This is a genomic window from Streptomyces sp. V3I7 (assembly GCF_030817495.1).
In the GTDB taxonomy this organism is placed as follows: Bacteria; Actinomycetota; Actinomycetes; order Streptomycetales; family Streptomycetaceae; genus Streptomyces.
The window spans coordinates 4,035,006-4,061,924 of the sequence record NZ_JAUSZK010000001.1 but is presented as its reverse complement, the minus strand read 5'-3'; the positions used below and the strand labels follow the sequence as shown (position 1 = coordinate 4,061,924).

Genomic DNA, 26,919 nt, shown 5'->3' with positions numbered 1-26,919 from the left:
TACCGATTACCCGCACCTTCATCTTACGTTTGACTCCATCTGGGGATAGTCGAGCTTGAACTTGTACTCGACGTTCATCTCATTGTCGAGATTCCTGAACCAGTGAACGGTTCGGATGGCTTTTCCGCTGGCGTCATCCAAGGTCGACTGCATCTTTACCCACTCGCCCGGACCGTAGTTTGCCTCAAGCCTCGGAGTGTCGCCAAGATTCCTCATGATCACGGTTCCCGCGCCGGGAGCCTTCGCTCCCTGCATAGCGAGCTGATCGTAGTAATCATGCGGAATCTTATCGGGGATCGGACCCTTACATGCCGCGCCTCCAGAATTATGAACCAGGACCGGCGTAGCCCCCGCAAGCACATAGTACGTGTGAAGATCCGAGACCGTGAGGTTGTGGACCGTGGCCCGCAGAACCGTCCACCGCTTTACCGCAGTGATCTGGACGTACGCTCCGGCACTGGTGCGCAGCCACTCGCCGCTGTGCAGATCGGTTGCCTTGATCCACTCACCGAGCTCGGCGACCCAGAAGGGGTGGCCGTCGGTCGCGGTGACCGAAGCCGTCTTGGAACCCTTCTTGCCATCGACGTCGACCGCCACCTTGACAAGGTGCTTGACTCCGTTGCCCTTGATCTCGGCAGTGACTGTCTCCGTCTTGGTGTCGCCGGTTTCCGGGTCGGTGGCGAGGACCTCGTCGCCGATTTCGACGTCTTCGATCTTCTTGGCCTTGCCGTCAGCCATCAGCACCCGGGTATCGGGCGTGAAGCTGTTACACGCCTTCTCGGCAGCCTCCGCCGCCTTACTGCTCTTCCTCCAGTCCTGGAAGGTCGCCCACAGCTTCTTGCCAAGCCCGACAATCCGCTTGCCCAGGGCAATGCCCTTGTCGATCTTGTTCCAGTACTTCAGGGTCAGCTTGGTGAGCGGACCGCCGCCGATGAAGGACGAAACCACGTTGACCGCAGTCGCACCGCACGAGGCGAGGGCGCCGGTGGTGAAGCAGTCCAGCGCGTCCGTGATGCCCAGTTCGTCGGCGACGATCTTGCCGAGTTCCTTGGCGATCGCGATGGCTCGCTGCTTGGCCGCGTCTTCCTTGGCGTGAGCCTCGGCCGCCTGCCGCGTGGCCGGCGTGTCCGTGGTGCCGCCGCCCGAACGGCTGCTCGAGCTGCTGCTCATGGGGGTGCCGTCGACGTTGTCGGTCCAGGCACCGCGGTGCGTCGACGGGCCCGGTCCGCACTCGTTCCAGCCGCCCACGCAGTTCGCCAGGCGCAGACCCGACGCGTCGTTGTTCGTGACCGGGCTGTTGTTGGCGTACGCGTAGCCGTTGATCTGCTGCGGGTCGGTGTAGTCGACGATCGGGTCCGCCGAGATGAAGCGGCCGGTGTCGGAGTCGTACTCCCGTGCCCCCAGCGTCGTCAGGCCCGTGGACTTCTCGATCGTGCCGCCCACGAAGCCCTTGTCGTTCACCCAGTTAGAGGTGTCGCGGGCATTGCCGAACGGGTCGGTACGGCGACGGATCGTCGCGCCCGTCTTTCCGTCGACGGACAGTTCGGCCGTGCCCTGGTGGTCCGAGACGAGGAAGTGGACCCCGTCCGCCTCCCGCATCGCGACCGTCGTGCCACTGAAGGTGTAGTAGCGCGTGGCCGTCACCGCGGACGTGGACTTGTTCAGGTGCAGTTCCATGCCCGGCAGGTAGAACGTCTTCTCGCTCGGGGTGTCCCGGAGAATCCGTGCGCCGGAAGCGTCGTACTTGTACGACGTCACCGAACTGTCGGCGTTCGTGACCGTGGTCAGCTCGCCCTGCTTGTCCCAGGTCAACGACTGGGTGTCACCGCCCAGGACGCGCGTCTTGGTGTGGCCGGACGCGTCGTAGGTGTACGTGTCCTGAGAAGTGACGGCCGGATTGCCGCCCGCCGCCTCGGTCGTCTGCGTGACCGAGGAGACCGTGTGCGGGCCGGAGTCCGTGCCGTTGGGGCCGGACCCCTTGCCGTACGCGTACGTGCGGGTCGCGGTGCCCGCCCCGTTCAGGCCGTGCCGCACCTCGCTCGTGCGGTCGCCGAGGGAGTCGTAGCCGTACTCCGTCCAGTACGGGGACACACCGCCCACCGTCGTGGACGACGCCCCCGCGGTGCAGGCCGCGTCCGTGCTGCCCGTGCCCGACGCGTCGTTGGACGACACCGACGACGTCCACGTCTGCTTCAGACGGCGCAGGCCGTCGTAGTCGAAGCACTGCACGTCCTTCGTGCCGCCGGTCGGCGTGTCCGCGATGGACAGGATGTTGCCGGAGTCGTCGTAGGTGTAGTTCGCGTCGTAGGCGACGCTCGAGGCGCCCTCCACGTCGACCCGCGAGTTGGTCAGACGGTGCGTGCCCGCTTCGAAGCTGTTGGTCACCCACGTCTTCTTGGCGGCGGAGTCGCCGGTGTACAGCTCCAGCTGTTCCAGGTCGGACGTCGGCGAGTACGACGCGTTCGACACGTACTTGCCGCTGCCGAGCGACGTGTTGAGACCGACCGGACGTTGAAGGTTGTCGTAGACGTAGGTCAACGCCTCGGCCGACAGACCGCCCGCCGCCGGCAGTCCCGTTCCCTGGAGCGACCCGTCGCGGTTGTACTGCGTGGTGAACTCGTACGTTCCGCCCAGCTCCGGCTCGGCCGTCTTGGACAGGAAGTACTTCGTCGACGTCGGCTTGAAGTCGTTGTCCGGGTCGAGGACCGGATAGGTCACCGACGAGTACACCGCGCCGGACTTGTACGTGTAGACACCGTAGAGCTCGCCCTTGGCGACCGTGTCGTACTTGGTCAGCGAGAGCTTGGTGCCGGTGTTCGCCTCCCCGTCCCAGGTGGAGACCGCGCGGCCCAGCTCGTCGTACACCGTCGACGTCTTGTCGCCGTTGATGGTGGCCGAGGTCTGGCGGTCCATGACGTCGTATGTGTACGAGGACGAACCGGTGTCGGGGTCGACCGCAGTCTTCTTGCGGCCCATCTGGTCGTATGTGTACGTCCAGTTGTTCCCCTTGTCGTCCGTCACCTTCGTCAGCAGACCGTCGCGGTTGTAGCCGTACGACGTGGTGACCGCGCTGCCGCCCGACGGGTATTCGATCTGGGTCGTCGTACGGTCCCGGGCATCTGACACGACCGTTGTCTTCGTGCCGCCGTTCGGCGGAGTGGTCGTGACCCGGTCGCCGCCGTAGCTGTACGTGGTTCGGTACTTCTCCGTGCCCTGGACCTTGAAGACCGTGGCGGTGGTGCGGCCCGCGCCGTCGTACTCCGTGACCGTCTGTGCGTCGAGGTCGGCGTTGAGCGGCTCGAAGAGCGTGGAGGACGGGGCGCCAGAGGTGTAGTAGGTGTCGTTGACCTTCACCACCCTGCCGGCACCGTCGTAGAGCGTGTCGGCGACCATACGGCCACCGCCGGCGCCCTCCGTCTGGTCCTGCCGCGGCCTCAGGTTGCCGTCGTACAGCGACCATTCACTGCCGTACGTCGAACCGTCGCTCTGGATCTTCTGCGTGTGGACGGCGGTCGGCCCACTGGTGCCGCGGACCAGGTACTCGTGCTTGAGGGACGGGGTGAAGCTGAGCGCTTTGGGGCGGTCCGGCAGCCAGACCGACAGCAGGCGGCCCAGACCGTCATAGGCGAGGTCCGTGCGCTTGCTGTTCTCGTCGACCTTCGCGCTCGGCAGACCCCACTGGGGTGCGTACTCGGTCGAGGTCGTCCAGCCGTCGATGTTGGTGACCGTCGACTTGGTCGCCAGACCGAAGGTGTCGGTGTAGGCGGTCGAGGTGGTGTACTGCGTCGAGGACGAGGCGGTTTCGGCGTCCTTCACCACCAGCGGACGGCCGAAGCCGTCGTAGGTCGTCGTCGCGGTCGTCTGGTACGTGGCCGTCGTGCCGTCGTGAGAGGACAGCCGCTTGGTCATGGTGAGGTCGCCCTTGGTGGGGGCATCGCCCAGAGTCGTCGAACCGTCGTAGTACGTCAGGTTGTCCGAGATGACGTCCGTGGCACGGTTCGGGGTGCTCGCGCAGTCGACCGCGACCTTCTCGACCCGCGACACGAACGCGTACATGTGACGGCTCACGCTGTCCGCGTACTCCGTGCGCGTGCACTCGTTGTCGGCGACACCGACCTCGCCGTCGTCGTCGACCTGGACCTCGCGGCCGGTCGCGTTGTCGTACGTGGTGGTCGACTTGGTGTGGCGCCAGCCGCCCGCAGCGAGGGCCGTGTAGGTGTCCGTCGAAGCGGTGGCGACATAGCGGGCCTTGCGCGTTCCCCAGCTCTCGGTCTGGGTCCCGGTGACCGTCGTCCACGGCACCGTCACCGACTTCTCGGTCACGGTGGCGCCGTTGTAGGTGAGCGCCTCCAGCTCCTGGCCGGCCTTCCAGTCGGAGTCGGTGTAGGAGACGCCGTTGGAATCGGTGACCGTGGCCGAGCGGGTGGCCCCGTTCTTGTCCACATCACCGTCGAGGCCGCGGAAGTAGACGTGCTCGGTCTTGGTGTTGGAGGGCGAGTTGGTGCCGTCCGACTTGATGACCTGCACCTTGCCGTATCCGCGCCAGTCGCCCCAGGTGCGGTACTCGTCCTTGGTGATGCCGTCGGCCGGCGCCTTACGCCAGCCCGCGTCGCCGAGGTAGGTGTACGAGGTGACCTGGTCCGGGCTGTCGCCGACCAGGTCGGTCTCCACGACCGAGGCGACCACGTACTTGTGGAACCAGTCGACGATGGGGTCGGTGGCGCCGGGCGGGGTCCACTTCACCGGGAAGCAGCGCACCGTGGACGAGTCCTCGGCAGGGTGGTTGCTCGTCGTGCACTGGTTGGCTGCGTAGTTGACGCTGAGCGCGCCGCCGGCCTCGTTCTGCACCGCCGACAGACGGAAGCGGTAGAACGGCTGGATGTTGTCCCCGGTCGCGTCCCACGCGGTTGGCCAACTGCGTGCCGTACAGCTCAACGGACGGGACGGAAACGTCGGTGCCGACCTTGCCCGTGTGGTCGATCTTGCTCAACCACAGGGACTTGGAGCCGTCACCGTTGTCCGTGAAGACGTGGGTCAGGCTCCACTCGTCGACCGGCGAGTACGTGGACGTGCCGGTGCGGATCTGCGTGGTGATCTTCGTCAGCTTCTTGCGGGTCCAGAACGTCGGCGAGTTCTGGCCGGGGCACTTGGTGCCGGCATTGCAGTTCTGGTCCCAGGGGACATCCGGCCAGTCGGCCGCCGTGGAGTCCGTGAGCGCGCCGGCGGAGCAGTCCGTCAGGGCCCCGATGCAGCGCTCGGCGGTGGTGAAGACGACCTGGGCAGCGGGCTTGGCCGAGTACATGCTGGCCGCGAGCTGACCGTAGTCGATGCGCTTGAGGTAGCCACCGCGGATGTAGGGCTTGCCGTTCTCGGTGGTCTTCAGGCCCTGCGTGTAGTAGTTCGTCTCAGTGCCATAGAAGAACGACTCGGCGTTGCCGTGCGGGTCGACGACGTAGTCGAGGTTCCAGCGCCATGCCTGCGTGCAGTACGCGTCGGCGAAGGTGGCGTTGTAGCAGGGCTCGCCCGAGTCGTCGCCGTAGACCGGTACGGTCCAGGTGGAGTTGGTCTCCTCGTTGCCGCTGGCCCAGCCGGGAAGCCGGTTGAGACCGAAGTAGTACTGGGTGCCGTTCCCGGTCGTGATCCTCCAGTACTCGCCGTTGTTGTCACCGTTGGTGGCGCTGGTCAGATGCTCGACCTTGGAGTTGTCGTCGGAGCTGATCCGCCACTCACCGGTCGTGTCGTCCTTGACGAGCTGACCGGAGGTACCCCCGTTGAGAGCGAGCGTGGCGTTGTCGAACGCCCAGCACTCGTCGCCGTTGGTGGAGTCGTGACCGTCGTCGGCGCACGGCTTGTAGCTGCGCTCGATGTAGCCGGGGTCGTAGGAGAAGCCCTGGCCGATCCACGAGCCCTGGTTGTTGGTCGTCGCCGTCTGACCGTCGATCGACTGGGAGTTGTAGCCCAGACCGACGTTCGGTTGCATGCCGCCGGGGACGGGCGAGGTCGTCATCGGGTACGACCAGGTGAACGCCCCGGAGCTGGTGTCGACGCCCCACTGGGATGACGGGGAGAGGCCGGTCGCCTTGTAGTCGCCCCCGTCGCCGCTGCTGCCGGAAGTGGCCGCGAGGAGAGTGGCCGAGGAGGTGCTGCTCTCGGCCGGCGCGAGGAGCTGGGTGGCCGGACCGGAGCTGTCACCGGCAGCCTGGACGGTCGCGGTCAGCGTCTGCTTGGCCGCGTCGTTGGCGCTCTTCAGGTACTTCGGAGTGGAGCAGGCCTTCTTCTCCGGCGTCGTCAGCACACATTCCGGGTACTGGGCGAGGCGGAGCCGGGAACCGTATCCGCCACCGTAGGCGTCGGCGAAGTCCGAGTAGTCGATGCTGACTTGGGCAGGGCCCTTGGCCGTTTCGCCGTCGGTACGGGCGACGGTGAACAGGACGCCGTCCACCCCGGCGGCCTTCGCCGCCTTGCGGCCGAGCACCTCGACACGTACGGACGCGGCCCCCTTCTTGCCGCTCACCGCCTTTGCCGACAGCGGCAGGCCCTTGGCTTTGGCCGTTTTGCCCGACAGCTCGACCTCGACGCTGCCTTCCTTGGGCCAGTGCGCCTTGTCGACGTGCTCGACCGCGGCCTTTCTGGCCTCGTCGGTCTTCTTGAGAGCTTTGACCTTGGCGTTCTTGCCGCGGACCGGATCGTCCAGGTTCGTCTGCGTCTTCGGCTTGGTGAGGCCGCCGTCGGCCACCGCCTCGGGCGCGTACTGCGGAAGCAGGCCGATGGACAGCGCCAGTCCGAGGACCAGCGCCGCCCGCCTTCGGCCGCTTCGCCAGGCCGGTCTTGCCGACCGGAACCAGGGGGGCGAGGACATGACATCTCCGTGTGAGTAGGGAGGTGAAAGAAAGAGCGGGGTACGCATGCCGACATGGGCGGGCGGCTCCTGGCCGCCCGCCCATATGTCGCAATCGTTATGCCGAGGACTCGTCGATGCTCGCGCCGCCCGGCAACACCGCTACGGTCGCCACCAGCGAGGCGTCCAACGGCCCCTGATACATGCGTACCTCGTCGACGGCGCCGGAGAAGTACTCGCTTGCCGTCGTCCCGGTCAGCGTGCGGCCGACCTGAAGGCTCGTCGTACTGAAGTCCCAGGTGTTGTCCCAGGCCGCGTCGGCCACCGCGGTGCCGTTGACGTAGAGCAGCACATCGCCGAAGACCGCGTTGTAGACCAGCGCGAGGTGATCGCCATCGCCCGTCGAGCTCGGCGGATCGGCGTTGTCGAGAAGGGTGGTGGTCACCGGGGTCCCCTTGTCCGCGTCGGTCACAACGAGCTGCCAACGGGCACTGGCGGCTACGTACTTGATCTTGATCGCGCTGCCGTTCGTACCCTTCAGTGACAGCACCGTCTCGTCCGCCGTCGGGTTCGCCGCAGCGAGCCGGGCGCGGGCGGTCAGGGTGAAGCTGTCCTGGGCCGTGAGCGGGCCGGCGACCCCACGGGTGGCGTAGGCGTTGGTGCCGTTCAGCACCAAGTGCCCGTCACCCCAGACCGGCTCGGCCGGCGGCACGCAGTCCGGGTCGGCCTCGGGGTCGCAGGACTCGTCCGGCACGTAGATGGAGGCTCCGCCGCCGAGCGTGAGTCCGGTTCCCCCGTTCGTCTCCGGAGACACACCGCTCATGGCCCCGTCCAGCTGCCAGTACGCGAGCTGGTGGGGCGTGATGCCGCCGAGCTCCTGGCCCTCGGTGGGCGGGATGACACGGTCGTGGATCTTCACGTCGGCGACGCTGCCCTTGAGGAAGTTGCTGTAGCCGTTGAGACCGATCCTGCGACCGATCTGCAGGGCCCCAGTGGCATTCCACGTGGTGTGCCGCGCCTGAACATCGTCGGCGACGAGGACACCGTTGACGTACAGCATCATCTTGCCGAGCTCGGTGTCGTAGACGCCGATGAGATGGGTCCAACTGCCGGCCACGGCAGTGGCGCCGGAGACCGTCCAGGTCCCCAACGTCTCCATGTCGCTGACGGGGATGCGGAAGACCCAGGACTGGACGCCCGCGTCGTAGCCGAGTTCGAAACCGGGCTGTGCGGTGCCATCCTGGCTGACGACCGTCACGTTCTCGGTAGGCAGCGTGGGCGTCATCACCCAGGCGCTCACAGAGAAGGTCTTGCCGGTGTCGATGACCGGTGCTCCGGCATCGAGATATGCGTTCGCGGTGCCGTCGAAGGAGGCCGCAGTGTCGGTCGAGCCGAGCGGCCCTCCGGCGCCGAAGGCTATACCGGAACCGGCGGTGGCGTCGGGCGTGCCTATGCTGCCGCTCGCCTTCGTGGACCCCGAGGCGTCACCGAGGGTCCAGCCGGCCACCGGGGCGCGGCCGTCGCTGACCAAGAAGACATACGCGGTCGGCGTCTTCTGCGGGTTGCCCGCGCCGTCGATCGCGGTGACATGCAGGGAGTACGAGCCCTCGCTCGGGGGCATCCAGCGCACCGTCGCCGGTCCGCCGGTGGACGCGGGGGTCACCGTCTTCTTCGTGTTGTCGGCATGCGGACCGGTGAAGTAGTACGAGTACGACGTCACATCGGTGGACGGCGAGTCCATGGTGAAGTCGCCGTAGTCGCCGACGCCCGTGTGCCAGATGTCGTCGGCCGGGTAGGCGGCCGAGGTGACCACGGCGGACTTGGGCTTGGTGGTGTCGTAGATGAACTCGCAGCGGGTCTGGTTGCCGGTGGTGGACCAGGCGCCGTAGGACTGCTGGTCGAAGCCCTGTACCTCCCAGGCGATGGTGGTGTTCTGCGGGATGGTGAAGGCGGGCTGGTTGTCGCCGTTGATGTCGGTGCCAACGGTCCATTTGAACGTGGCCTGGCCCGTCTGGCCCGTACCGATCGTGGACGTCGGGCCCGTCGTCGCATAGTGGTCGACCACGGTGGAGCCACTGGTCCACCAGACATGGAAGTGCGCCTGCAGCGACTCGGAGTTGGAGCCGATGTCGTTGTGGTCGTAGTCCTTGATCACGGCGGACAGGACCGGCGGGTCGGTGACGTAGTGGTCGGTCGCCTTGCCGTACTCGCAGGTGTCGCCCGGGGTCATGTTCAGGTCGTCCTGGGCCGGCTCCAGGGGCGGCCGGTTGTACGTCACCTCGAGGTGTGCGTTGCCGCAGAAGCGCTTCCAGTACGACGGGTCGGACTCACTGCCCGCCTTGAGGCGGAAGGTGGTGGTGTCCCAGCCGTTGTCGGCTGCCTTCTGCACGGTGCTCGTCACCCCGAAGCGCACGTTCTGGTTGGTCGACGTGCACGAACCCGCCGTCTCTGTCGGAGACTTGGTGGCAATCGTCTCCTTGGAGGAGGGCTGGTTCGACCAGTTCGTGGACGAGCTGATCGCGCTGGCACCCGTGCTGTTGACCCGGGCGAGCTGCACCTCGCGCGCGGAGGAGCTGTAGGTGAACACCTGGGTCACCGCGAACTGGGCGTTGACGATGTCCTTGCCCTCGAAGGTGCCCGTAGGGATCGCGAAGAACTGCCGCTTGACGTCACTGGAGCTGGAGCAGCGGTACGACACGTTGGACGGGCACAGGCCCACGCCTTCGTCGTCGCCGAACTTCCAGAACTCGGAGTTCGAGTAGTACGAGGACACCATGGTCCAGCCAGTGCTGTTGGCGGTCTTGAACACGGGGTCGATGTAGACCGGGTAGACCGTGTCCGCGTCGGTGAGCAGGCCTGTGTCGGGGGTGAGCGTCATCGTGCCCGAGGTGACGTCCACGCCCACGTCGGCGACCTGCGCGCCCTCGGGGGGCGTCTGGGTGCTCACCTCGGCGGCGGGTGCGTCCGCCGCCGCGCGGCTGGAGTCCCACATCACCGGCTGCGGCGCCTCGAAGATGGTGCCGCCGGCTCCGTTGTCGGTGGCGGTGAGTCCACCGCTCCCGGTCTCCTTCAGCTTGACCGACGACGTGTCGACCGGAAGCTGCAGTTTCTCCAGCCGGGGGTTGGCGGCTGCCTTGGCGTTCTTGACGACCAGCACATGCGAGAAGCCCTCGGCGCTCGCGGTGACCTTGAGGTCGACGCCGGGCAGGACGTTCGCGTACGTGGCGGTCGAGCCGTCGATCTTCGGCTTGGGCAGCTTGCCCGGCCAGTCGAGGGAGACCGCATGCCCGTCCTTGTCGATCTCCGCGAACGTCGAGTCACCGCCGCCGGAGAACGCCATGGCGGACAGTGCCGCCTTCGGCGCGTACGTCCCGTTCTTCCGCTTGACGAGCGTGGTGTCGATGTTCGTCCACTTGCCATCGATGCGCGTGCGGACGGGCTGGACGTACTCGGTGGTTGTGAAGGTGCCGTCGGGGTTGGCTACGGTGGTGCTGCGCTCGTCGCGCAGGCTGAGGATCTCGACCGGGTCGCCGGACTTCTCAGCCTTGGCCTGAGCGGCATTGGCGGTCAGCGACACACCGTCGTCCGTCAATCCCCCTGGCTTAGTGGAGGCCGCGACGACCTGCCCTACGGCCGGTACGGCGCTGAGGCCGGTGGCCAGCAGGGCAGCAAGCGCGGTGGCGGCTGCGACGGTACGGCGTCTACCGCTTCTGTGGGGCCTCATCGTTCGGTGGTCCCTTCCCCCCGAAGTCTCCGGACTGTCACTCATCCGACCGCTCCGAACGCCTCGCCCGCGTCGGGCACGCCGCCCGAGCCGGGCAGATACGTGGTGGTGCCGGTGCTAGTCGTTCCATCGATGTCCGTCCACGGCAGGACGTAGAGCGCGCCCTTCGGGGAGTCGGAGGCCTTGCTGTAGGGCACGCCGGCGTAGAGGTTGGTGGAACCGGAGGTCAGAGCCATGCCGTTGTAATCGCGTGCCGTGGCGGTACCCGGCAGGCCGGAGCCGCGAGTGAGGACCTTGTCGTTCGCACCGATCGCGGTGTCGAGCGGGCGGAAGACCTGGACCGCGCCCGCGTCCTTGACGGTGGAGGTGTCCTTGCCGGGGATGCCCACGGCGAGGCGGATCGTGGCGGTCGTGGTGACGACGTTGGTGTCGGTGTTGGCGAGCGTCACCCGCTGGCCCATGAAGTCCCCGGCGACCGGGTCACCGTCAACGTCCGTCACGGTGGCGTCGATGGCCGTGACCTGGGCGAACGCCGCGGACGGCTCGATCCGCACCACAGTGACGGTTCCCGCGTCCGCCGTGGTCCCGATGTCCTCGTCCGGGACACCGATGGCGAGAAGGGCGTCCGAGTTGTACGTCTGGTTGCTCGGCCGGTAGTTCGTCATCGCGATCGAGGTGCCGAAACCGTCACCTGCCTCGGGCACGCCACCGATACCGGCACTGTCCTGGTCGAGTCCCACGAGCGGGGTGGGCAGCCCGCCGGAGAGAGTGTGACTGAAGACCGCGACACCGCCCGCGAACGCCTGGGCTCCGATCGCCTCGCCCGGCGCGCCGACCGCAAAGTAGCGATTGGTCGCGGCGAGCGAGTAGCCGAACCGGTCATGCGCCTCGACAACTCCGGGCACGTTCGGGTCGTTCTCGTTGACCGGGACGGTGGTCGCGCCCTGGCGGTACTCGATGCACCCGGCATCCGCAAACGTCTTGCCGTCCACGGTGACACCCTCACCGGGCGCACCAACTACCAGGAACGGCGTGTTACTCGCGTTCACGCCCGCCCGCACCGAGTAGCCGAACCAGTCGTACGCCTCGGTGGAGGTCGCCGGGTCGAACTCGGCCTGGGCATACCCTTCGATCACCGAACCGGCGCCGATGCCGGTCGTGGTGCCATGGATGACAAAGATCGCCCCAGCGTCGATCATCTGGGTGCCGTTCACCGAGACGTCCTCGTATGGAGCGCCCACGACCAGATCGGTGCACCCGTCACCGTCGGCGTCGTACGACGTGCGCGCCGCACCGAAGTGGTCTCCGGCTTCGGGGGTCGCGGGCATGCCGGCGGTCGCCTGAGATATCTCCGACACGCCCTTGCCACCGCCGAGGACAATCCGTACGAGCCCGGCACCCTTGGCTCCGTTCACGGTGGCGTCCGGGTCGGAGATGACCGTGTCGGTCACTCCGTCGCCATTGAAATCACTCGATGCGCCCGCCGTACACGTAGTGGCCGCGGCCGGGGTCCCCAGCGAGACCGCCCCTGCGGCTACGAGCAAGGTGCCTGCCGCCGCTGCCAAAGCTGCGGTCAGCCGTTCACGTCTTCGCACAATCCACCCCTCATCCCCGATGCGGGCCGACTCTCCCCTGCCACTCCACTGGCACACATAAGCGCAGACTAAATAGCCGGCGCATAAAGGCTGTCAAGATCCCCGGACACTAAAAGGTCCCGAAGTTGGGGCACGATCGCCCTTTAACGATCCTTACGAAGCGGAGCTCGCCATTCCATCCCATAGAAGACCGAACCGGACATCACGCCATGACTCGAATCACCCTCTTGACCTGGGGCCTCACCATGCCCTTACCTTGAGGTCACGAGTGAGTCGCGGTACATTCACATCACAGTCGACACGTTCTCCGGAAATGGCAAACACATTCGCAACATTGAATGCCACCAAAAAAGGGTGCGCCCCGTATTGTTTGGAGCACGAATCGACAGCCACACCCGCAATCTCGGCGATTCTTGACTCGCCCCATGCGGCACCGAATTCGACTCGCTGAATTTCATCCGCCGCTCCACAAAGCAGCAACGAAGGCGTACGTACGTCCGGGCCTTCTGCGCGTCGCGCGGCGGGGCGCCCCACTGGCCCGACTGCGCCGCCGGCGCGGGGCGCTCAGCACCCACCCTGACGCGCCGCCATCCGAACTCGCGCCCCAGGAATTCAGATCTCGGGCGCGATCTTCACCTTGTCGCCTTGACCCCCTCCCCGCTTGACGGGACATCATCAAATAAATCCGAGAGGCGGTAGCCGTGCGCCGGCTGTGTCAATCTCTGCTGGTCTGTGCAGCGCTCGTGGCGAGCCTGCTGTCCTGGGAAGCCCCGGGAAGCGCAGCAGCCGAACGCAACGAGTCCACGTACTCCTACGGCTCCCACGCCCGGCAGACACTCACCGCCTACTGGCACGGTTCGGCCACCCCTCAGGCCGGGATCGTCGTCGTGCACGGCGGCTACTGGTACGACGACACCGGCTGGGCCACGTGGTCCCGCTACTTCGCCGACGCCGGCTACGCCGTCTTCTCCATCGACTACCGGCTTGACTTCGATGCCGCCTGGCCCGCCCAGCGCGATGACGCGATCTCAGCCATCGACTGGGTCAAGGCGAGGGCGACGTCGTTCGATCTCGATCCTGACCGTCTGGTGATGGTCGGCTCGTCGGCCGGCGGTCAGATCGCAACGTCGGTCGCCACATACGGGTCCGGGGCCGACCGCATCAAGGGTGTCGTCGGACTCTCGCCCGTGGCCTCCCCCTACCGGGCCTGGAACGACGGCAACGACGGTGCCGCCACGCCGCAGGAGCTCAAGGTCCGCGACAACGCGACGATCCTGGCCCGCTGCTTCCCCGACCCGGCCGACACCGACACGTCCCTGCACCCCAGCTGCTGGGATACCTGGAAGGACATGGTCGTCAAGAACCGCGCGTCCGGCGCAAACGACGCCCCCATGTATCTGATCCATTCCGAGGGTGACTTCATTCCCGTGCAGCACTCCCTCGACCTGGAGGAAGCCGAGGAGGTCGCACACGACATGCCCGCGGACGGCGTCACGGTCGAGACCGTGGCCGGAAGCAGCGCCCACGGGGGCGCTCTGCTGGACGCCCCCGGGATGCCGGACAAGGTCCTGGCCTGGGTCGCGGCCCACGTCTGATCGGTCCGCCCCTCGCTCATCCTCCAGCGGGCGACCGGTGACCGCAGCATCACCCGTCGCCGTCGCCCGTCGAGCCGCCCCGCAACCGACACCGAGCACCCGAAAGAACGAGACCCCGCGATGCCGTCACGCGCAATGATTCTGGGAGAGCGCTTCCTCCCCCCACGTGTCCGCCGGGAACGAGCGGAACAGCGGCGTGCCGCCGAGGCCGAGGCGGCCGAGCGCAAGCGGCTGGAGCGTATCGCGGCCCGCCGGAGGGCCGTGCTGGACGGAGACAGCGACCTGCGCGAGGTGACGGTCGACGGCCGGGTCTACTTCGGGCGCCACGTCAGCACCGTCGCGGACGCGGACGCGCCCGTCCGCAACCTGTCGCTGGTGGCGGACGCCCTGGAACACGCGGGCATCGAGTACTTCCTGGTGCCCGGCCGCTCCGCCCTCCGTCACGTCATCGGCATACGGCTCGAAGACCGCAAGGCGCTGCTGGAATCCCTGCGCGAGCTCTACCGCGCATCGGCCCTGTACGCCGTCAAGCCGAGCAAGGACGCCTGGCCCGCGGACGCCGCCCTCTACGCGGACGGCGCACTGCCCACCGCGCTCAAACGGCAGGACGTGATCCGCTTCGGCGAGATCCTGCTCGGACCCGGTGGACAAGTGCTCGCCGGGCTCTCCCAGGGGTGCGACGTCGAGTTCTGGCGCGACGGTGACCACCTGCTCACCGAAGACGAGGCCGAGCGTCTGGCCGCCCTGCGCGTCCAGGCCCCGCCCACTCTTCTCACCGCAAGTCTGGTCGCCCCGCGACCGAACGCCGTCTCCGACGTTCTGCCCGCGGACGCCCGCGTACCGGCCACGCGCTCCATATCCGGCCGCGCATACGCCACATGGGAAGACTTCCGTCAGCCGCGCATCGACACCGTCGACTTCCCCGTCGACGTCGTCTACACCTGGGTCGACGGCAACGACCGCGAACTCGCGGTCAAGCGCGAGTCCTACCGAAACGGTGGAAAGGCGCCCACGATTCACGCCCGCGAGACCGGTGCCTCTCGCTACACCAGCCACGACGAGCTGAAGTACTCCCTGCGCTCGCTGGAGATGTACGCCCCGTTCGTCCGGAACATCTACATCGTTTCCGACGGCCAGACCCCGGCCTGGCTGGACACACACACCCCGGGCATCCAGGTCGTCGATCACAAGGACATCTTCAGCGACCCGACCGCCCTGCCCGTCTTCAACTCCCACGCCATCGGCACTCAGCTTCATCACATCGACGGCCTGTCCGAGCACTACCTCTACCTCAACGACGACGTCTTCTTCGGCCGCCCCGTCACCGCCGGCCACTTCTTCCACGGCAACGGCATCGCCAAGCTCCCCTTCTCTCCCTACCAGCTGGGGCTGGGAGCCCCGCATCCCGACGAACCCGCCCCCAACTCCGCGGGCAAGAACGTCCGCAACCTGCTCCTCCAGGAGCACGGCCGGTTCACCGTCAACAAGTTCATGCACACCCCGCACCCCCAGATCCGGTCGGTCATGCGGGAGATCGAGGAGCGGTTCGCCGAGGACGTCGAGCGCACCAGCCGCTCCCGGTTCCGTGCCACCAGCGACATCGCGATGGGTGCCTCCCTGCACCACCACCACGCCTATCTCACCGGTCGCGCCGTCCCCGGCACCTTCCGTCTCCGCTACATCGACATCGCGCTGCCCGACGCCGCGGACCGCATGGCCGACCTCCTGGCGACCCGCCGCTTCGACTTCTTCTGCATGAACGACGTCAACACCCCCGCCGACGAACAGGATCGCATCGCCGCCGAACTCCACACCTTCCTGGAGTCGTACTTCCCGTTCCCCAGCCGTTGGGAGGCGTCCGTCAACGCACAGGCGACACGGTTGTCCTAGGTGCTGTAGGGGTGCTGGCGGTTGCGGAGGTCGGGGAGCTTGTCACCGTGACGGTCGCGGCGGGCGGGGGAGATGGCGTGCTCGTCGGCGTACCGCCGCCTCCGTCGCCGCCCTCGTTCAGCAGCAGGGCCGCCGCCGACACCGCCGCTCCCACCAGCGCCGCCACGAGCAGTGCCGCGACCAGCGGGCCGCGTCGGGAACGCGCCGTCGGGAGCTTCGTCATCGGGGCGGGCGCGGTCGCGTCCCGGCGGGCCGGCATATGGCCCGTCGCGCGGAACGCCCGCAGCAGCCGCTCCGCCTCCGTCGCGTCCAGGCGGCGCTCCGGGTCCCGCTCCAGCAGGCCGCGGACGACGGGCAGCAGCGGGGCGGTCTGGGGCGGCGGCTGGAACTCGGTGTCGACGACGGCGTGCAGGACGCCGCCGAGTGAGTCGCGCCGGAACGGGGACTCGCCGCTCAGGGCCGTGCACAGCAGCGCGCCCAGGGACCACAGGTCGGAGGCCGGGCCGCAGGCGGCGCCGGACATCCGCTCGGGCGCGGTGTACTCGGGAGAGCCGACGAAGGAGCCGGACTCGGTGAGCGTGGTGGCGCCGTCGAAGCGCGCGATGCCGAAGTCGGTGAGGACGACCCGCTCGGTGCCGGACTCGATGAGGACGTTCTCGGGCTTGATGTCGCGGTGCAGGACACCGGCCGCGTGGGCGGTGCGCAGCGCGTTCAGCAGGGCGATGCCGATGCGCGCGGTCTCGTCGGCGCCCACCGGGCCGTGCGCCGCGATCCGCTCGGCGAGCGATCCCCCGTCCACCAACTCCATGACCATGTAAAGGCGTTCGTCGTCCTCCACCACGTCGTGCACGACGACGATGTGCGGATGGCGCACCTGGGCCACCGCACGCGCCTCACGGAGCGTGCGCTCGCGCAGCGACCGTGCCTCGTCGTCGGTGAGGAACGTGAGCGAGTCGTCCTGGGCCAGCTCCTTGACCGCCACCGGACGCCCCAGCAGCTGATCCGTCGCACGCCATACGACGGCCATCCCACCCCGCCCGACCCGTGCCTGAAGGCGGTAACGGCCCGCGAGCACGCGGGAGTCGGCCCACTCGGTCCCCATGAGCCTCATCATGCCTCAGCGGGCCACCGCCCTCCGGGGCACTGACCGGCCAAGCACCGCCACGTACGTCGGCCAAGCACCGCCACGTACGCCGGGCGTGCGCCGCGTACGCCCGGCGCGGACCCCGCTCCCGGCTCAACCCGCGTCCGGCTGCCAGCTCTGCAGCACCCACCTGAACTGCCGGCTCGTCTGCGCCCAGTCCTGCGCGGGGGACGCCATGTAGATGACGTACTCGACGCCCTCCCGCGAGACGTACGACTGCTCGATGGCGTGGTACGGCCCCGCGACGTACGGCGGGTCCTTGCGCAGCGCGGTCCAGGTGTTCTCCCACAGCGAGCCCTTGCGGTCGCGGTAGGTGTTCTCCTCCATCGCCACGCGCCGGTAGTCGACCAGCCGGTGGAGCTGCTGTTCGAGGTCCTGCTGGTGCTGGAGCGGGGAGGCGAAGTCGGGTGAGCCGTCGATGGCGATGCGGACGAGGTGTTTGCCGCCGTCCGGCGTGTAGTCGACCTGCTTGAGGTCGCCCTGGACGCCGTACACCGAGCGCTTCCAGCCCTTGGGCAGAGAAAGGCGGAAACCCATCGGGTCGGAGCGGGGCACCCAGCTGTCGGGGACCGTGCCGGACGGCTCCGAGGGGCTGCTCACCGTGTCGCTCGCCGACTGCGACACGGACGGGGACGGGGAGGCCTGCGCACCGACGCCCCACCGTCCGAGGTCCAGCATCTGTGACGCCACCGCGGCACCGCCGCCCACGATCGCCGAGACGGCGACCACGGCGGCGAGCTTGCGCAGCCGCGCGCGCCGGGAACGGCGGGGTGCGGCGGCGAGATCGGCGAACTGGGCGGGCACGGCCGGAGTCGCCGCCTCCGGCCGGTACGCGGGAGCGCCCTGCCCGTACGCGGGACCGTGCGCGGCACCGGGACCGGCGTGGCCGCCCTCGGCAGCGGACCGCTCCCCCGGCCGCGGGCCCACCTGCTGCGTCGGCACGTACGCCTGGGCCGTGCTGGAACGCCGGCCCTCCGCCGCCTCCGCGAGCATCAGCTCCGTCCGCGCCGCGTCCGGGCGCTGCGCGGGGTCCTTGCGCAGCAGGGCGGTGATGACGGGACCGAGCGCACCGGCGTGCTGCGGCGTCTCGGCCTCCTCCTCGACGACCGCCTGCATGGTGCTCAGCGGCGAGGTGCGGCGGAAGGGCGAACGGCCCTCCACCGCGGTGTAGAGCGTGGCGCCCAGCGCCCACAGGTCGGAGGCGGGACCCGGGTCGTGGCCGCGCACCCGCTCCGGGGCCAGGTAGTCGACCGAGCCGACGACCTCTCCCGTGCGGGTGATGGTGGTGTCGCCCTCTATCTGGGCGATGCCGAAGTCGGTGAGCAGGACCCGGCCGTCCCGGCCGAGCAGCACGTTGCCGGGCTTGACGTCGCGGTGGAGCACCCCGGCGGCGTGCGCGGCGCGCAGCGCGCGCAGCACCCACAGGCCGATCCGGGCGGCCTCGCGCGACTCGACGCGCCCCTTCTCCTTGACCGCGTCGGCAAGGGAGTTGCCCTCGACCAGCTCCATCACGATCCAGGGGCGGCCGTCGTGTTCGAGCACGTCGTGGACCGTGACGACGGCCGAGTGGTTGATCCGTGCCGCCGCGCGCGCCTCGGCCCGGGTGCGGGCGAGCAGCATGCCCTGGTCGTCCTCGGACGCGTAGAGCGCTGCTGTCAACTCCTTGACGGCGACCGCCCGGTGCAGCACCTCGTCGTGGGCACGCCACACCCGGCCCATGCCGCCGCTGCCGATGGAGTCGACGAGCCGGTAGCGGCCCGCGATGAGCAGGCCCTGCATCTGATTCACGTTGCCCCGCAATGGTCTTGACAGGGTCAGACTAAGGACCCGGGATGCGTTCAGGGAACCTACGGGGTGTCAAAGGGGCGGCACTGTGACGGTTTTCGCTTCACGGTTCGGGTTTTCGCTTCCCGGTTCAGGTTTTCGCTTCACCGCTCAGGTTGAGCCCGTGAACCGGTACGTCGCCGCCGCCTGCTCGTACAGCCGCGTCACCTCGTCCCGCTCGGCCTCCGGTCCGCGCACCTGGAGCACGTGGTAGCGGCCGCCGATGAGCATGGCGACGTTGCGCACGTACAGGTCGCGTCCCTGGTCGTCGGTCCAGGTGAACTGCCCTTCCGCCATGGTCCGTTCGCCCACCTCGATGGTGCGCAGCCCGGTGGCGGTGGCCCAGCTGGAGTCGCGGTACGGCTGGAGTTCGCGCTCCTTGTCCCGCTGGTACCGCATCGGATCGCTGCCGTACGTCGCCGCGCGGTCACGCCCGGGGACGACGACGAGCTCGAAGTCGCCGTGGGAGTACACCACTTGAGCGCGCCCGTTCTTCGGTGAACGGTCCCATCCATGGGCGACGGCGACCTGGAAGCCGTCGGGGTCCTTGCGCAGGGTGAAGCCGTCGGCGACGGTGGCGCCCTGTGTCTCGGCGGAGGGAGCGGACGAGCTTTGCTCGGCGGGACTGGACGATGGTTCGGCACTCGCCTGCGCCGACGACGAGGCCGAGGCCGAGGCCGACGGATCCTGGCGGGCGTCCCCGGCGGCCGAGGTCCGTCCCCCGCCCGCCGCGCCGCCGCGGTCGGCCTTCGGCATGAACAGCACGGCGTACGCGATCGCGCCCGCCATCAGCAGCAGGACCAACAGCAGCAGCGCCCGGCCGAGGTTCCGCGGTGACCTGGGCTCCTGCGGGGCCCGCTTGTGCCGCCCGTGGGCGCTGGGCTCGGGCAGTCCGGCCCGCCGCCTGCGCACCAGCCAGCCGCGCTGCCGCACGATCGGCAGCCGGCTGGTGTCGGTGGGCGGGGCGGACACGACGTAGGCGCCGGCCTCCGGCTCGGGCGCCGACCGCACGAGCGAGCGCAGCCAGCCGCGCAGTTCCTCGACGTCCAGCCGTTCGGTGGGGTCCTGGCGCAGCAGCGACTCGACGACCGGCCGGAGCGGACCGCACTCCTCCGCGAAGGCGGGCGGCTCCGCGCACACCAGCTGCACGAGCTCGGCCGTCGACTCCTCCGGGTAGGGCGCATGCCCCTGTACCGCCCGGAAGAGCAGCGCGCCGAGCGCCCACAGGTCGGTGGCGGGGCCGATGGGCGGAGCGAGCTGCCAGTTCTCGTGCACGGGCCCGGCCTGCTCCGGCGCCCACCGCTCGGTGACCGGCCCCACCACGGTCATCCGCACCTGCCGCGCCCGCTCGGCGGCCAGCGCGGTACCGGGACCGGGCCCCGGCCGGCCGTCGGAGCCCTCGGCCCAACGGCCGTTCCGCTCCGGCGCGTTGGCCATGCCGCCGTACGGCGGGTTCGCGGGGGCCTGCTCCGGGAGCGCGGCGGCGAACCCGGACTGCGGGGGCAGCGCGGGCGGGCCCCCGGGTGCGGTGCGCGGTACGGGTCCCTGTCCCGGCCAGGCGCCGGGCGGCCGTACGCCGTAGGGGCTCGCCACCTGTCCGGGCGGCGTCGACCCGGTGTCCTCGTCGGCGGCCGGGCGGCCGCCGGGCAGCGCGGCCCGCCTGTTCTGCTGCGTCTGCTGTACGCGGGCGGCGGCGCGGGCGCCCTCCCGGTACGCGGCGATGGCCCCGGCCCGGGCGGCGCGGATGTCATCGCCGCCGTCCAGTGCCCGGCGGTCCTGCGCACCCGTCGCCGCGGCCCCGTCGGCACCGGCGGGCGGCAGCCCGCCCGCGGCCCGCGCCTGGATCGCGGCGCGCCGGGCCGCCTCGGGGTCCACCTCGTCGAGTCCGCGCGAAGAACCGGGGCCGCCCGAAACACCGGCACCGCCCGCACCAGGAGCACCGGAGCCCGTCCGTCCGGACGCGCCACCGGCCCCCGCCGCGGCAGCACCACCCCGAGCACCGGCGCCCTCCGCGCCGAGGCCGCGCGACGCACCGGAAACGCCGACGGAACCGGCCCCGGAACCGCCCGCACCAGGAGCACCGGAGCCCGTCCGTCCGGGCGCGCTACCGGCCCCCGCCGCGGCGGCACCTCCCGGGGAACCGGGGCCCTCGGCGTCACCGGGACCGGCGAAGCCTCCGGGCACGGGGTCGTGCCCGCACAGGGCCTCCTCCGCCGCGCCGACCGCGAGGCCGGTCAGCATCACCCGGCCGTCGTCGCAGACGAGGACCGTGCGGGCGGTGATGTTGCGATGGACCCAGCCGTGGGCGTGCAGCACGCGCAGCGCCATGAGGACGTCGGAGGCGACCTCGGCCGCCCGGTAGGGCGTCAGCGGCCGCTCGGCCAGCAGCGCGGCCAGCGGGCGCGCGGCCACCAGTTCGCTGGCGACCCACAGCGAACCGCCCTCGACGAACACGTCGAAGACCTGGTCGAGCCGGGGGTGGTCGGGTATGCGGGCGGCGGCCTGCGCGGCCTCGACGGCGCGTCGGACCACCGGGTCCGCGGGCCGCCGCGTGGCGGACCGTCCGGCGCCGGGCGTGCGGCGCGCGCCGCGGTCATGGGCCGCGGTGAAGCCGTCGGGCAGCCCGTCCGCGTCGAGCACCTCGGCCTCGACGACCTCGGGCAACGGCAGCTGGCGTACCAGGACTTCCTGTCCGCTGTAGGTGTCGAAGGCCCGGGTCTCGGTGAGTTCGTACTCGTCGGAGGGCGGCAGCGGCAGGCGGTAGCGGTCGGCGAGTACCCGCCCCGCGTACTCGTCCACTGTGCCTCCCTGATCGCTGATCGCTGGTCACTGGTCGCCCGGATGGTCAATTCCGTGCGGATTACGGACCGTTGTGAACGCATTCCCGGATGCGTACGGTCCGCAAGCACTCACGATACGTGCCGACGGCGCCCCGCAATGAGGGATGGCGGATTCTCACGCCCCGAACCGGAGACCGCTCAGCTCACCGCTTCTTCGGCTGGAACGACCGCGTCAGCGTCTTCCACGTGTCCTTGCGCAGGCCGTCGCCCCACGCCGAGGCCTTGGCGGTGTACATCAGGGCGTACCCGAGGTGGTCGTTCACCACGAAACCGCGGTCGATCGTGCGGTACTTGGTGTGGTCGTCGGTGTCGGTGTACGTGAACTCCCAGTCGGCCGTGTTCCAGCCGCGGTAGTCCACCTTCTCTATCCGGATCCGCTTGTACTGCGAGCGCACCATGTAGCGCTCCTGGTTCTTCCAGTCCGCGACCGGGTCGCCCTTCGGGGTGCTCGTCCAGGCCACGAGCAGCTTCTGCCCGTCGGGCCCGGTGAAGCGGTCCCCCGCGGCGCTCGACGACTGGAACTTCCAGCCCTTCGGCAGTCCGATCGAGTAGCCCTGGCCACCCTTGTGCGTCGACGCCACGGGCGCGCCGCCGCCGGAGCCACCGGAGTCCGACGAACCGGAACCGGCGTCGTCGCCGGGGTCGCTCGCGCTCACCGTGCTCCCGTCGGTGCTGCCGCTCGCCGACGTCGCGTCCGTCGCGGTGGCGGCCGCGGAGTCACCGTCGGTGCGTGTGCCCCCGGCCCGCTTGTCCGACTTCGTCTCGTCCTTGGCGCCCGTGCTCGCCACGGCCTTCGAACCGCCCTTGCCGCTCGCGCCGTTGCCGCCCCCGCCGCCGTCGCGCAGCGCGAGGGCCAGCACGATGCCGAGCACGGCGAGCACGGCCACCACGGCGATGACGACCAGCGTCCGCCGGGGCACCACGTCGGTCAGCGGCGCCCGGGGCGCGGGCCGCGACGGCAGGTCGTCGGGCGCGGCCATCACGGGCCAGCCCGAACCGCGCTTGCCGGACCGGGAGTTCTTGGCGTTCGCGGTGTTCTTGGCGCCGGCGCCCGCACCGGACGCCGAGGCCGTGGCGGTCTCCGCCCCGGCCGCACCGGCGGCCTTGCGCACGGAGCTCAGCGCCCCGCGCAGCCGATCCTCGGCCGCGTCGCCGCGCTGGGCGGCGCCCTTCTCCCCGTCGGGCTGCGGCGGCAGGGGGACGACCTTGGTGGCGTCCAGCGGCTCCGTACGGGGCGCGTTGATCACCGAGTTGAGCAGCATCCGGGCGCCGGAGTCGGACAGCCGCTGGGCCGGGTCCTTGGCGAGCAGCCCGGAGATGACGTCCTTGAGCGGGCCCGCGTTCTTGGGCTCCTCCAGCGGCTCGGTCATCACCGCGGTGAGCGTGGCGATCGCCGAACCCTTGTCGTACGGCGGCTTGCCCTCGACCGCCGCGTACAGCAGGCCGCCGAGCGACCACAGGTCGGCCGCCGGGCCCGGCTTGTGGCCGCGGGCGCGCTCCGGGGAGATGTAGGAGGGGGCGCCGACGAGCATGCCGGTGGAGGTGATGGACGGGTCGCCCTCCACCTGGGCGATGCCGAAGTCGGTGAGCACGACCCGGCCGTCCTCGGCGATCAGCACGTTGGACGGCTTCACGTCACGGTGCAGGATGCCCTCGCGGTGGGCGGCGCGCAGCACGTCGAGGACCGCGAGCCCGACCTCGGCCGCGCGCTTCGGTTCGAGCAGGCCGTCCTCGCGGATGACCTCGGCGAGGGACTTGCCCTCGACCAGTTCCATCACGATCCACGGCCGGTCGTCCTCGTCGACCACGTCGAAGACCGTCACGGCGTTGTTGTTGCGGATCCGTGCGATCGCCTTGGCCTCACGCAGGGTGCGCGTGATCAGGCGCCGCTTCTCCTCCTCGTCGATGTCCGTCGGGAACCGCAGCTCCTTGACGGCGACCGTACGCCCGAGGGTCTCGTCCTCGGCCCGCCAGACCGTGCCCATGCCGCCTCGGCCGAGCACCTTTCCCAGTCGGTACCGCCCGGCGAGGAGACGTCTGCTCTCGTCCTCGCGGGATGCCCCCGCCCGCTCCGCCTCCGACATGCGTCCCCTCATGCAACCCGCCCCGACAGAGCCTCCATTGTCTCTCATGCCGCGAACGGACGACGCCCTGGGGGCCCTTCTTCACACCTGCCCAACTCCACGGCGTCACACCCCGTGCGAGCACCCCCGGGGACCTCACAACGGGACGATGTCCGGCGCCCCCAGACGGGCCGCGTCCGCCGTCAGATCGTCGGGCTGGCGCTGCGACTCCCGCTCGGCCTCCACCCGCTTCTCGTAGTGCTGGACCTCGCGCTCGATCTGGTCCTCGTCCCAGCCGAGGACGGGTGCCATGAGCTCGGCGGCCTCGCGGGCGCTGAGGGTGCCCCGGTCGAAGGTCTCGATGGAGATCCTGGTCCGCCGGGTCAGGACGTCGTCCAGGTGGCGCGCGCCCTCGTGCGAGGCGGCGTACACGACCTCGGCGCGCAGGTAGTCGTCGGCGTTCTTCAGCGGCTCGCCCAGGGTGGGGTCGGCGGCGATGAGGTCCAGGACCTGCTCGGCCATCGAGCCGTACCGGTTGAGCAGGTGCTCCACCCGCACCACGTGTATGCCGGTCTTCGCGGCTATGCGGGCCCGCGCGTTCCACATCGCCTGGTAGCCCTCCGCGCCCAGCAGCGGGGTCTCCTCGGTGACGCAGTCGGCGACGCGCATGTCGAGGCCGTGCACCGCCTCGTCGACCGCGTCCTTGGCCATCACCCGGTACGTCGTGAACTTGCCGCCCGCGACGACGACGAGGCCCGGCACCGGATGCGCCACGGTGTGCTCGCGCGACAGCTTGCTGGTGGCGTCGGACTCCCCGGCGAGCAGCGGGCGCAGCCCGGCGTACACACCCTCGACGTCGTCGCGGGTGAGGTGGACCGCGAGCACCGAGTTCACGTGTTCCAGCAGGTAGTCGATGTCCGCGCTGGACGCGGCCGGGTGGGCCTTGTCGAGGTCCCAGCCGGTGTCGGTGGTGCCGATGATCCAGTGCCGGCCCCAGGGGATGACGAACAGCACGGACTTCTCGGTGCGCAGGATCAGCCCGGTCGAGGAGTGGATGCGGTCCTTGGGCACGACCAGGTGGATGCCCTTGGAGGCTCGGACGTGGAACTGGCCGCGCTCCCCCACCATCGCCTGGGTGTCGTCGGTCCACACGCCCGTGGCGTTGACGACCTGCTTGGCGCGGATCTCGTACTCCCCGCCGCCCTCGACGTCCTGCACCCGCACGCCGACCACCCGCTCGCCCTCGCGCAGAAACCCGGTCACGCGCGCGCGGTTGGCGGCCTTCGCGCCGTACGACACCGCCGTGCGCACCAGCGTCGCCACGAAGCGGGCGTCGTCCATCTCGGCGTCGTAGTACTGCAGCGCGCCGACCAGGGCGTCCTTGCGTAGGGCGGGGGCGACGCGCAGGGCGCTGCTGCGGCTCAGGTGGCGGTGCATCGGCAGACCCCGGCCGTGGCCGCGGGCCATCGACATGGCGTCGTAGAGCGCGACGCCCGTCCCGGCGTACAGCCGCTCCCAGCCCTTGTGCTGGAGCGGATAGAGGAACGGCACGGGCTTGACCAGGTGCGGGGCGAGCCGCTCCAGCAGCAGGCCGCGCTCCTTCAGTGCCTCGCGCACGAGGGAGAAGTCGAGCATCTCCAGGTAGCGCAAGCCGCCGTGGATCAGCTTGCTGGACCTGCTGGACGTGCCCGAGGCCCAGTCGCGGGCCTCGACGATGCCGGTGGACAGGCCGCGCGTGACCGCGTCCAGCGCCGTACCGGCGCCGACGACGCCGCCGCCCACCACCAGGACGTCCAGCTCGTGCTCGGCCATGCTCGCCAGTGACTCCGCGCGCTGCGCCGGCCCCAGTGTCGCTGTCCTCACCGCTGCCTCCCGCTCTAGGTCGCGTCGGCCGCACCCGGTGGGCGAAGCCCCGTTCGCCCCCTACCCATGCCCAAATTCTGACGGCCATGCCCGACTTCGGCCACCACTCGCATCCGGCCTGTGGACAACCCGGCGCATGACCAGCGGAAGACACACGGAAAATATGCCGCATAACGGTCATATTTACTCCTAGTCTGACAGTGCGCTCGTCCGTCCTGTCCACAGGGCTTGCGCACCCGTCCCGCTTCGGCTATTGGGAAGGACCGCCCACCCCATGCCCGCAGACCTCGCCGTCATCGGACTCGGTCCCTACGGCCTGCCTCTGGCTCAGGCCGCGGTAGCCGCCGGCATCGCCACCCTCGGGTACGCCACCGGCCCGGAGGCCGGCTCCCTCAGCCCCGCCGAACGGCGCCGGATGCTCTCGGGGGGCTTCCGGACGGCCACCGATCCGGCGGGACTCGGCCGGGTGCGCACCGCGGTGATCTGCGCGCCGACCCCGCGTGGCGCGGACGGCGGCCTGGACCTCGGCCAGGTGGAGGCCGCCGCCCGTACCCTCGCCGCCCGGCTGCGCCCGCACACCACGGTGATCCTGGAGTCGCCCGTGCACCCGGGCACGACCGAAGGCTTCCTGCGCCCCCTGCTGGAGGAGGGCTCGGGGCTGCGCGCAGGGCGCGACTTCCACCTCGCCTACTCGCCCAGCCGCGTCGACCCCGGCAACCGCGACTTCACCCCCGCCAACACGCCCAAGGTCATCGGCGGACTCACCCCGGCCTGCACCGAGTCGGCCGCCGCCTTCTACGCGCGGCTGAGCGACAAGGTCGTCCGCGCGCGCGGGCTGCGCGAGGCGGAGACGGTGCAGCTCCTGGAGGCGAACTTCCGGCACGTCAACATCGCCCTCGTCAACGAAATGGCCGTCCTGTGCCACGACTTGGGCGTCGACCTGTGGGACGTCATCCGCTGCGCCGAGACCAAGCCGTTCGGCTTCCAGGCGTTCCGCCCGGGCCCCGGCGTCGGCGGCCACGTCGTCCCGCAGGACCTGACCGCCCACACCGGCCGCTCGCTGCGCATGGTGGAGCTGGCCCAGCAGGTCAACAGCCACATGCCCCGGTACGTCGTCCAGCGCGCCGCCGCCCTGCTCAACGAGCACGGCAAGTCCGCCCGCGGCGCCCGCGTACTGCTCCTCGGAGTCACCTACAAACCCGACCTCGCCGACCAACAGGGCTCTCCCGCACGGGAGATCGCGGCCCGACTGATGGAGCTGGGCGCCTCCGTCAGCTACCACGACCCCCACGTCCCGTCCTGGAACGTCCTCACCCGCCCGGTGCCCCGCGCCGACTCCCTCTACGAGGCCGCCGCCGACGCCGACCTCACGATCCTCCTCCAGCAGCACCGGACGTACGACCTCCAGGGCCTGTCGGTAAAGGCCCAACTGCTCCTCGACACCCGCGGGGCCACGCCCACGGGGGCGGCGCACCGGTTGTGAAGGGGGGCGCGCAAAGGGGCCCGGTCACCCACCCCCGTGAGCAACCGGACCCCTGACTCC

At 69.7% G+C, this 26,919-nt stretch carries 12 protein-coding genes; 3 read left to right on the top strand and 9 right to left on the bottom strand.

What is annotated here, in order from left to right:
• Positions 1 to 18: 18 nt before the first annotated feature.
• The 4 genes from QFZ74_RS19055 to QFZ74_RS19040 form a co-directional block, all read right to left on the bottom strand.
• The gene (locus QFZ74_RS19055) at positions 19 to 3,393 is read right to left on the bottom strand and encodes a polymorphic toxin-type HINT domain-containing protein (RefSeq protein WP_307624200.1); all 3,375 of its coding nucleotides are present in this window, start codon (positions 3,391 to 3,393) and stop codon (positions 19 to 21) included.
• Between the two features lie 1,201 nt (positions 3,394 to 4,594).
• Entirely contained in the window at positions 4,595 to 6,859 is a 2,265-nt protein-coding gene (locus QFZ74_RS19050) for a hypothetical protein (protein WP_307621999.1), read from the bottom strand.
• A 97-nt stretch (positions 6,860 to 6,956) separates the two neighbouring features.
• Positions 6,957 to 10,430 carry a LamG-like jellyroll fold domain-containing protein gene (locus QFZ74_RS19045; RefSeq protein ID WP_307621998.1) on the bottom strand — a complete coding sequence of 1,158 codons (3,474 nt, stop codon included), beginning with the start codon at positions 10,428 to 10,430 and terminating at the stop codon, positions 6,957 to 6,959.
• A gap of 173 nt (positions 10,431 to 10,603) precedes the next feature.
• Complete coding sequence (locus QFZ74_RS19040; protein WP_307621997.1) at positions 10,604 to 12,013, bottom strand: hypothetical protein; 1,410 nt, start codon at positions 12,011 to 12,013, stop codon at positions 10,604 to 10,606.
• 887 nt (positions 12,014 to 12,900) lie between these two features.
• On the opposite strand from QFZ74_RS19040, the gene QFZ74_RS19035 reads away from it, so the two are divergent.
• Both QFZ74_RS19035 and QFZ74_RS19030 read left to right on the top strand, forming a co-directional pair.
• Complete coding sequence (locus QFZ74_RS19035; RefSeq protein WP_307621996.1) at positions 12,901 to 13,752, top strand: alpha/beta hydrolase; 852 nt, start codon at positions 12,901 to 12,903, stop codon at positions 13,750 to 13,752.
• Between the two features lie 120 nt (positions 13,753 to 13,872).
• Complete coding sequence (locus QFZ74_RS19030) at positions 13,873 to 15,642, top strand: stealth family protein (protein ID WP_307621995.1); 1,770 nt, start codon at positions 13,873 to 13,875, stop codon at positions 15,640 to 15,642.
• Here QFZ74_RS19030 and QFZ74_RS19025 read toward each other — a convergent pair.
• From QFZ74_RS19025 to QFZ74_RS19005, 5 genes are all read right to left on the bottom strand, one after another.
• Positions 15,614 to 16,744: a serine/threonine-protein kinase gene (locus QFZ74_RS19025; protein WP_307621994.1), complete on the bottom strand. Its 1,131-nt coding sequence runs from the start codon at positions 16,742 to 16,744 to the stop codon at positions 15,614 to 15,616. The genes QFZ74_RS19030 and QFZ74_RS19025 overlap by 29 nt on opposite strands.
• 135 nt (positions 16,745 to 16,879) lie before the next feature.
• Positions 16,880 to 18,565, bottom strand: coding sequence for a serine/threonine-protein kinase (locus tag QFZ74_RS19020; protein ID WP_307624199.1), 1,686 nt, complete (start codon positions 18,563 to 18,565; stop codon positions 16,880 to 16,882).
• 156 nt (positions 18,566 to 18,721) lie between these two features.
• Positions 18,722 to 21,409, bottom strand: coding sequence for a protein kinase (locus QFZ74_RS19015; RefSeq protein ID WP_307621993.1), 2,688 nt, complete (start codon positions 21,407 to 21,409; stop codon positions 18,722 to 18,724).
• A 184-nt stretch (positions 21,410 to 21,593) separates the two neighbouring features.
• Positions 21,594 to 23,534: a serine/threonine-protein kinase gene (locus QFZ74_RS19010; RefSeq protein WP_307621992.1), complete on the bottom strand. Its 1,941-nt coding sequence runs from the start codon at positions 23,532 to 23,534 to the stop codon at positions 21,594 to 21,596.
• A gap of 135 nt (positions 23,535 to 23,669) precedes the next feature.
• A complete protein-coding gene (locus QFZ74_RS19005; protein ID WP_307621991.1) occupies positions 23,670 to 25,376 on the bottom strand; it encodes a glycerol-3-phosphate dehydrogenase/oxidase in 1,707 nt (568 codons plus the stop codon).
• A gap of 274 nt (positions 25,377 to 25,650) precedes the next feature.
• Between QFZ74_RS19005 and QFZ74_RS19000 the strand changes: the two genes are divergently transcribed.
• Positions 25,651 to 26,859, top strand: a complete 1,209-nt coding sequence (locus QFZ74_RS19000) for a nucleotide sugar dehydrogenase (protein ID WP_307621990.1) — start codon at positions 25,651 to 25,653, stop codon at positions 26,857 to 26,859.
• The last annotated feature ends 60 nt before the right edge of the window (positions 26,860 to 26,919 follow it).

Excerpts from the sequence above, each read along its gene's own strand:
- QFZ74_RS19055 (WP_307624200.1), bottom strand. The coding sequence starts at position 3,393 with ATGGTCGCCGACACGCTCTACGACGGTGCCGGCAGGGTGGTGAAGGTC.
- QFZ74_RS19050 (WP_307621999.1), bottom strand. The coding sequence starts at position 6,859 with ATGTCCTCGCCCCCCTGGTTCCGGTCGGCAAGACCGGCCTGGCGAAGC.
- QFZ74_RS19030 (WP_307621995.1), top strand. The coding sequence starts at position 13,873 with ATGCCGTCACGCGCAATGATTCTGGGAGAGCGCTTCCTCCCCCCACGT.
- QFZ74_RS19025 (WP_307621994.1), bottom strand. The coding sequence starts at position 16,744 with ATGGGGACCGAGTGGGCCGACTCCCGCGTGCTCGCGGGCCGTTACCGC.
- QFZ74_RS19010 (WP_307621992.1), bottom strand. The coding sequence starts at position 23,534 with ATGTCGGAGGCGGAGCGGGCGGGGGCATCCCGCGAGGACGAGAGCAGA.
- QFZ74_RS19020 (WP_307624199.1), bottom strand. The coding sequence starts at position 18,565 with ATGCAGGGCCTGCTCATCGCGGGCCGCTACCGGCTCGTCGACTCCATC.
- QFZ74_RS19000 (WP_307621990.1), top strand. The coding sequence starts at position 25,651 with ATGCCCGCAGACCTCGCCGTCATCGGACTCGGTCCCTACGGCCTGCCT.